The sequence below is a fragment of the uncultured Dietzia sp. genome (assembly GCF_937873725.1).
Lineage (GTDB): Bacteria > Actinomycetota > Actinomycetes > Mycobacteriales > Mycobacteriaceae > Dietzia.
The window spans coordinates 1-7729 of the sequence record NZ_CALMYY010000120.1 but is presented as its reverse complement, the minus strand read 5'-3'; the positions used below and the strand labels follow the sequence as shown (position 1 = coordinate 7729).

The following is a 7729-nucleotide window of genomic DNA, read 5'->3' as shown; positions in this document are numbered from 1 at the left end:
CGAGGGACAGGGTGACGGCGAGGCCGTGCCGGGAGTGAGGGCTCATCGCCCGCCATCCTGCCGGAACCCGGGGCGGCCGCGCGGCGAGGATCCCCCGGCCAGCGCGGTGAACTCGTCCAGCAGCGCATCGCGGCTGACCGGGGGCCGGTCCAGCACCCACCGCACCGCCACGTTCTCCACGGCCATGACGAGCACCCACGCCCGCGCGGCGGGGTCCGCGGTGCCGACCCCCGCGGCGGCCAGGTACACGGCCAGGAGCTCGCGCACCCGCTGCTCCAGCGCGTGCTGCGCGGTCCGGTGCCGGACCGCGGGGAGCTCCTCCCACATGATCCGCAGCAGCCCGGCGTCGGCCTCGAGCGCGGCCAGCAGGGCGTCGGCGATCGCGCGGACCGTTCCGGGGTCCTGCACGTCCACCGGACCGGCGCCGACAAGCGAGGACGCGATCCGGTCGGAGATCTCGGTGGACCAGCGGTCCATGACCACCGCGACCAGCGCGGACTTGTCCGGGAAGTACTGGTAGAGCGAGCCCGGGCTGACGCTCGCCTGGTCGGCCACGCGGTTGGTGGTGAACGCCTCGTAGCCGTCGCGCACGAGCACGACGCGAGCCGCCTCCACGATCCGCTCCACCATCGCCCGGGATCGTGCCTGCTGGGGGACCCTTCTCATGAACGCGAATTGTATGCGAGTAAATACTCGCGTCATAGTCGTGGCATGACCACTGCCCCGGCCACCACCCGGACCACGCCGTACCCCCAGCGCCACCGCGAGGGGGAGGCGCGGGGCCGCCGCCTCGGTCGCGCGCTCAAGCCCATCGCCCGCGTCGGGGACCTCGACGAGGCCCTCATGGACCGGATCGGCCGCGACTTCTTCGAGCGCGACGAGCTGGGCGACCGGCTGGCCCGCGCCATGCGGCTGCGCTCCGGGGAGCCCGGCGCGGTGACGCGCCGCCAGCTCGACCAGGCGTTGACGACCGGCTCGGCCGGCCTGCCCGACGAGGCCCCCCAGATCCTGCGGGACTACATCGCCCACCTGGAGGACACCCCGGACTGGGTGGACTGGGAGAAGATCGAGAAGGGCCAGAAGGCCTACCTGCGCCTGGGCCAGAACGCCGCCGACATCCTGCTGCAACTGTCGCTCATCGGCGGCTACCGGTTCGGCGGCCCCACCGACCTGCTGGTGGCCACCGGGGGCCTGACCGGCGAGACCACGCTCCGCCGCCTGGCCGAGACCAGCCACTGGACCATGTCCCTGTCCATCCCCGACGGGCTGCGGCCGGGCGGCGAGGCGTGGCGGCTGACCGGCCACGTGCGGGCCATGCACGCGGTGGTCAACAACGCCATGGAGCCGCGGTGGGACAGCGCGCGCTGGGGCCTGCCCATCAACCAGAGTGACCTGGCCTCGACCCTCGGGCTGTTCGACGCCGTGGTCCTGCTCGGGGTGCGCACCCTGGGCGTCCGCGTGACCCGCGGGGAGTCCGACGCGGTGATGCACATGTGGCGCTACGTCGGCTGGCTGATGGGCGTGGCCGACCACTACCTGGTGGAGGGCGAGCGCGAACGCCACCGCGTCAACTACCACATCCTGCTCGCCCAGGCCGACATCTCCGAGGCGGGCCCCAGGCTCACCCGGGCGCTGGTCGAGGCCCAGCGCGGCCGCGACCGCAGCGGGCCGCTCCCCCGCCTGCGGGCGCGCCTGGGGCACGAGCGGCTGCTGAGCATGCTCACCGTGCTGCTCGGGCGCGAGTCGATGCGCGAGTTCGGCCTGCCGGTCCGCCCGCCGTGGGCGCACGCCTACCTCATCCCGCTCAACACCTGGCGCTACCGCACCCCGATGGGCCGCGCCCGGCTCGAGCAGTGGGGCGAGAAGGTCCGGGCGCGCGAGCGCAAGGAGGTCTTCGGCGACGCCCGGCCGGACATCGGGCGCCCCGCCACCGCCTGATCCGCGCCCCGCGCCCGCCACCGCCTGATCCGCACCCGCGCCGGCCGCCGCGGGAGTCCGACCGTGTCCGGGTCCGCTGTGGTGTTCAGCGGGTGCTGACGGAGCGGACCGCCTGCGAGACGCCATGACGTCCGCGTGCGGCTGCGACGCACCGGAACTCGGCGGCCCCGAGGACCGGGACCTGCCGTGGTGGAGGGACCCGGGGATCCTGCTGCCCGCGCTCTCGGGCGTCGCGTTCCTCGCCGGCCTGGCCGCCGAGTGGTCGGGGGTCGGGCTCGCCGGCCGGATCCCGTTCTGGATCGGCCTCCTCCTGGGCGGATACACCTTCGCCCCGGGGGCGGTCCGAGCCCTGGTGACCGGCGGGAAGCTCGGCATCGGCCTGCTCATGACCATCAGCGCGGTCGGCGCCGTCCTGCTCGGCCACGTGGAGGAGGCGGCCGCGCTGGCGTTCCTCTACTCCATCGCCGAGGCGCTCGAGGACAAGGCGATGGACCGCGCCCGGGCGGGACTGCGGTCGCTGCTCACGCTGGTCCCCGACACCGCGACGATCCGGCGGGGCTCCGGGGCCGACGGCTCGGGCACGGACGGCGCGGGCACCGAGGGGGCGGGCACGGTGGAGATCCCGGCCGCGGACCTGCTCGTCGGCCAGACGCTGGTGGTCCGGCCCGGCGAGCGGGTCGCCACCGACGGGATCGTGGCCCGCGGCCGCAGCAGCGTCGACGCCTCCGCGGTCACCGGCGAGTCGATCCCGGTCGAGGTCGCACCCGGCGACCCCGTGCCGGCCGGCTCGATCAACACCTCCGGGCTGCTCGAGCTCACCACCACCGCCCCGGGCACCGACAACTCGATCACCACGATCGTCCACCTGGTCGAGCGGGCCCAGACGGAGAAGGGCCACCGCGCCCGCCTCGCCGACCGGATCGCCCGCCCGCTCGTGCCCGGGGTGCTGGTCCTGGCCGTGCTCGTCGCGGTCCTCGGCTCCCTGCTCGGCGATCCGGAGCTGTGGATCACCCGCGCCCTGGTGGTCCTGGTGGCCGCGTCCCCCTGCGCCCTGGCCCTCTCCGTGCCGGTCACGGTGGTCTCCGCGATCGGGGCGGCCAGCCGGTTCGGCGTGGTGATCAAGTCCGGGGCCGCGTTCGAGAGGTTCGGCACCATCCGCCACCTCGCGGTGGACAAGACGGGCACCCTCACCCGGAACACGCCCTCCGTCATCCGCGTCCTCACCGCGCCCGGCGCCGGCGAGTCGGACGTCCTCTCGGCGGCCGCCGCCCTGGAGCGCCACAGCACGCACCCGCTCGCCTCCGCGATCACCGCGGCCGCCCCGGACGCTCCGTACGCCGAGCGGGTCCAGGAGACCGCCGGGCGCGGCATCTCCGGGGTGGTCGGCGGGTCCGCCGTCGCGGTCGGCAGCCCGCACCGGCTCGCCGCGGGCGGGCTCACCGAGCAGATCGCCGAGCTCGAGAGCGCGGGCATGACGGTCGTGGTGGTCCACCGGGACGGCGGACCGATCGGCGCCATCGGCATCCGCGACGAGCTCCGGCCCGAGGTCCCCGTCGTCGTCATCGCCCTCGCCGACCAGCGCATCGGGGTGACCATGCTGACCGGCGACAACCCGCGCACCGCCGCCGCCCTCGGCGCGCAGGCCGGCATCCGCGACATCCGCGCGCGCCTCTCGCCCGGGGACAAGGCCTCCGCGGTCGCCGAGCTGTCCCGCTCGCGCCCCACCGCGATGATCGGCGACGGCATCAACGACGCCCCCGCGCTGGCCACGGCCGACCTCGGCATCGCCATGGGCGCGACCGGCTCGGACGCGGCCGTCGAGTCCGCCGACGTCGCCTTCACCGGCCACGACCTCCGGCTCCTCCCGCACGCCCTGGCCCACGCGCGGCGGGGCAGGCGGATCATCACGCAGAACATCGTCCTCTCCCTGGTCCTCATCGCGACCCTGCTGCCGCTGGCGATCACCGGCACCCTCGGGCTGGCGGCGGTCGTCCTCATCCACGAGGTCGCCGAGGTCGTGGTGATCCTCAACGGCCTCCGCGCCTCCCGCGCCCACATGAGGTGATTTCGGCACATTTGCCACAATGAGGCATATTCACCTCATGTCGGCGGGGTGTGGCACGATCGCCTCATGTACGTGCTGACGATCGACCAACGGCACAGCCGCAGTTCCGACGACCGCGTGCCCGCGCTCCTCGACGCCCTGGCCGGCGTGCCCTGCGTGACGGCGTTCGAGCGGACGGCCGGGGACGAGGTCCAGGGCCTGCTCGACCACCCGGCCGCCGCGCGGTCCGCGCTGCTCGTCGCGCTCCGCGCCGGCGAGTGGCACTGCGGCCTGGGGGTGGGAGGGGTCGACGACGAGTCCTACGCCTCCGGCACGCGGGCCGGCCGCGGCCCCGCCTACCTCGCCGCGCGCACGGCCGTGGAGGACGCCAAGTCCATGCCGGGCTCCGTCGCGGTCCGCGTCCCGGCAGAGGCCGGCGAGGCCGCGAGCGCGTGGGCCCGCGACTGTGAGGCCGTGTGGGCGCTGGTCGCCCCGCTGGTGCTCGACCGGACCGAGGCGCAGTGGCGGGGGGGGGAGGACCGCGGCCGCCCCCCCACCCCCGCCGCCCCCGCCCGGGATCTGGACATCACCCCGACCTCGGTGGCCGGTGCACTACGTCTGTCGAGGATCAGGGACGAGCGGGCCGCCTACCCGGCGCTCGACCGGCTCCTCGCCGGGACGCACGCCGCGGCGACGGGAGGGGCGCGATGAGCTGGCCCGGGTGGCTCGTCACCGCGCTGGTGGTGGCCGCGAGCCTGGCGGTGTCCGCCGGGCTCGGCTCGCCCCTGGCCTCGCTGGTCCTGCGCTCGGCCCGCGTGCCGGAGCCCCCGACCGTCGAGGTGAGCGGCGACGCGCGGACGCCGCTGGTGCAGCGGCGGGAGACCACGGAGCCGCACGTCCGCGAGGTGCTGCGCGGCGGGATGTGGATCGGGATCCTCGAGCGGGTCGGGCTCACCGCGGCCATCCTGGCGGGCCGGTTCGAGCTGGCCGCCGTGGTGGTGGCGATCAAGGCCCTGGGCCGCTACCCGGAGATCCGCGAGAACCCGGCCGTGAGCGAGCGGTTCATCATCGGCACCCTCACCTCGCTGCTCGTCGCGGCGGCGTGCGGGGCCATCGGCCTTGCGATCCTGCACGCCGTCACCTGATCCCGCCCCGACCCCCTCACCCCCCAACGACCCGCCAGGAGACCTCAGTGATCACCATCCGCACGGCCACCGCCCACGACGCCCCGGCCCCGGGCCGGCTGCTCGGCGAGGGCTTCCGGGACGACCCGGCCTGGGCGCAGTTCTACCCCGACCCCGCCACCAGGGCGGAGAGGCTGACCGCTCACTACCGGCGGAGCGTGCGGCGCCATCCCGAGCGCGTCGACGTGGCGACGGACGACGGCCGGGTGGTGGGCGCGCTCCTGTGGGAACCCCCCGAGGCCGCCGGCGCAGGGGCCGCCATCCGCCGCGTCCTCACACAGGCGATCCAGTCCGCGCGGAGCCGACTCCCCGGCGGACGCGGCATCAGGCACACCCGCGAGGTGGACTCCCACCGTCCGCCCGAGCCCCACTGGTACCTGCACGACATCGGCGCGGGACCCGAGGCGCGGGGTAGGGGCGTCGGCTCGGCCCTGCTGGAGCACCGACTGGGATTGGTCGACCAGTCGGGGACCGCCCTGATGTTCCTCGAGGCCACGACTCCCGGCAGCCGCCGGCTATACGAGCGGTTCGGCTTCGAGGCGGTCGGGTCCGTACCCACACAGCCCGGCCAGGCCTCGACGGCCATGATCCGCAGGGCATAAGGACCGGCCTGCCCTTGACCAACGTATCGATGAACGTCAATATAGACATATGTCGATGAGATCGCCGATACAGCGCCAGGAGGCGACGGTGCCCGAGACCGCCCACCCCGTCCAGCCCGAACTACTCATGCCCCAAGCCGTGCTGCAGCGCTCGGCCGAACACCTCGCCGAGCGTTTCGGCGGCATCTTCTCCCCGCAGACCGTCGAGCGGGTGGTGTTCGAGTCCTACGCGGCGCTGCGCCGCACCGCCCGGATCCAGACCCACCTCCCGTCCCTGGCGTCGCGGTTCGCCAACGAGCGCCTCACCGCCCTCGCGCAGTCCGAGGGCGCGATCGCCAAGGACGTGCCCGAGGTGCTGTTCGTCTGCGTCCAGAACAGCGGCCGGTCGCAGATGGCCGCCGCGTTGCTCGCCCACCTCGCCGCCGGACGGGTGCACGTGCGCTCGGCGGGCTCGTCCCCGGCCGCGTCGATCAACCCGCTGGTCGTGGAGGCGATGTCCGAACTGGGGCTGGATCTGGGCGACGAGTTCCCCAAGCCCCTCACCGACGACGTGGTCTCGGCCGCCGACGTGGTGGTCACCATGGGCTGCGGGGACGCCTGCGCCGTGTACCCCGGCAAGCGCTACCTCGACTGGACGCTCGACGACCCGGAGGGCAGGTCTCTCGAGGCCGTGCGCGAGATCCGGGACCACATCGACGCCCGTGTCCGACACCTGCTCACCGAACTCACCGCCGACGCCGCCTGACCGGAAGGACCACCGCCCTCCATGACCGACGACTCCCCCGCCGACACCGCTCGACCGTCGGTGCTGTTCGTGTGCGTCCACAACGCCGGCCGCTCGCAGATGGCCGCCGGCTTCCTCGCCGCGCTCGCCGGCGACCGGATCGAGGTCCGCTCCGCCGGCAGCGCCCCCGCCGACCAACTGAACCCGGCCGCGGTGGAGGCGATGTCCGAGGTGGGGATCGACATCTCCACCGCGAACCCCAAGATCCTCACCACCGAGGCGGTCAATGCCTCCGACGTGGTGATCACCATGGGGTGCGGGGACACCTGCCCGGTCTTCCCCGGCACGTCCTACCGCGACTGGGACCTCGAGGACCCGGCCGGACGGGGCGTCGAGGCGGTGCGGCCGATCCGGGACGAGATCCGCGACCGGGTCGAGGCCCTGATCGCCGAGCTGACCACGCGAGCCACGGCGGGCTGAGCGGGCGGGCTCAGGCCCAGGCGACGCGCCAGTCGGCCGGGCTGGCTTCGGCGGCGGGCACGGCCAGTCGCGCCTCCGCGGCGCGGACGCTGCCGGCGAAGTCGCGCACGACCTGGCGGTAGGCGACCTCGGCCGAGCCGGAGTCGTGGAACACGCCCACCGGGTCCACGCGCACCACGCGCATCCCCTCCGGCACCAGGTCGTCGGGGATCCCGGCCGCGCGGGCCCGGCCCAGCACCTTCTGCCCCAGCGCGAGCGCGGGCTGGTCCCACGAGATCCCGTCGACCACACCGCGGGGCGGGCGGTCGGCGCGCTCGGCGGCCTTGGCCTCCTGCCACAGGCGGTCCTGCTCGGCGGAGGTCAACCCGCCGGCCGCGGGCCCGGTGAACCAGTACGGCGCACGCCGGCGCAGCTTGTCCAGCAGGGCCTGCGCCACGTCCTGCACGTCGAACGCCCCCTCGGCACGCTCGGCGCCGATCGCGGAGTGGAACAGCACCTGCAGCAGCAGGTCGCCCAGCTCGGAGACCAGCTCGTCGCGGTCGCCGTCGGCCACGGCGTCGACCAGCTCCCACGACTCCTCCAGCAGGTACGGCAGGAGCGAGTCGTGGGTCTGGGCGGACTCCCACTCGCCGTCGCGGCGGATCCGGGCCATCAGCTCCACGGCCTCGGCCAGCCGGTCGCCGGCCAACCGGTCCCCGGCCCCCGCCGGACCGTCGTCCTCCGCCCCCGCCGAACCGTCGTCCTCCGCCCCCGCCGA

At 74.7% G+C, this 7729-nt stretch carries 9 protein-coding genes; 7 read left to right on the top strand and 2 right to left on the bottom strand.

What is annotated here, in order from left to right:
- Positions 1-42 precede the first annotated feature (42 nt).
- On the bottom strand, positions 43-666 hold the full coding sequence (locus Q0444_RS13100) for a TetR/AcrR family transcriptional regulator (protein WP_291081190.1): 624 nt from the start codon (positions 664-666) through the stop codon (positions 43-45).
- 45 nt (positions 667-711) lie between these two features.
- Between Q0444_RS13100 and Q0444_RS13095 the strand changes: the two genes are divergently transcribed.
- The 7 genes from Q0444_RS13095 to Q0444_RS13065 all read left to right on the top strand — a co-directional run bounded on the left by Q0444_RS13095 (position 712) and on the right by Q0444_RS13065 (position 6972).
- Positions 712-1938: an oxygenase MpaB family protein gene (locus Q0444_RS13095; protein ID WP_291081192.1), complete on the top strand. Its 1227-nt coding sequence runs from the start codon at positions 712-714 to the stop codon at positions 1936-1938.
- A 124-nt stretch (positions 1939-2062) separates the two neighbouring features.
- Positions 2063-4003: a cation-translocating P-type ATPase gene (locus tag Q0444_RS13090; RefSeq protein WP_291081193.1), complete on the top strand. Its 1941-nt coding sequence runs from the start codon at positions 2063-2065 to the stop codon at positions 4001-4003.
- A gap of 66 nt (positions 4004-4069) precedes the next feature.
- The gene (locus Q0444_RS13085; RefSeq protein WP_299023426.1) at positions 4070-4693 is read left to right on the top strand and encodes a hypothetical protein; all 624 of its coding nucleotides are present in this window, start codon (positions 4070-4072) and stop codon (positions 4691-4693) included.
- Positions 4690-5127, top strand: a complete 438-nt coding sequence (locus tag Q0444_RS13080) for a hypothetical protein (RefSeq protein WP_299023425.1) — start codon at positions 4690-4692, stop codon at positions 5125-5127. The genes Q0444_RS13085 and Q0444_RS13080 overlap by 4 nt, the downstream gene beginning before the upstream one ends.
- Before the next feature lie 47 nt (positions 5128-5174).
- Positions 5175-5768, top strand: a complete 594-nt coding sequence (locus tag Q0444_RS13075; protein WP_299023424.1) for a GNAT family N-acetyltransferase — start codon at positions 5175-5177, stop codon at positions 5766-5768.
- 55 nt (positions 5769-5823) lie between these two features.
- Positions 5824-6513 (top strand): three-helix bundle dimerization domain-containing protein, encoded by a 690-nt coding sequence (locus Q0444_RS13070; RefSeq protein WP_299023423.1) that lies wholly within the window; start codon positions 5824-5826, stop codon positions 6511-6513.
- Between the two features lie 21 nt (positions 6514-6534).
- On the top strand, positions 6535-6972 hold the full coding sequence (locus tag Q0444_RS13065; RefSeq protein ID WP_299023422.1) for an arsenate reductase ArsC: 438 nt from the start codon (positions 6535-6537) through the stop codon (positions 6970-6972).
- A gap of 10 nt (positions 6973-6982) precedes the next feature.
- Here the strand turns inward: Q0444_RS13065 and Q0444_RS13060 are convergent.
- On the bottom strand, positions 6983-7729 hold a 747-nt coding region (locus Q0444_RS13060; protein WP_299023421.1), incomplete at its 5' end, for a MazG nucleotide pyrophosphohydrolase domain-containing protein.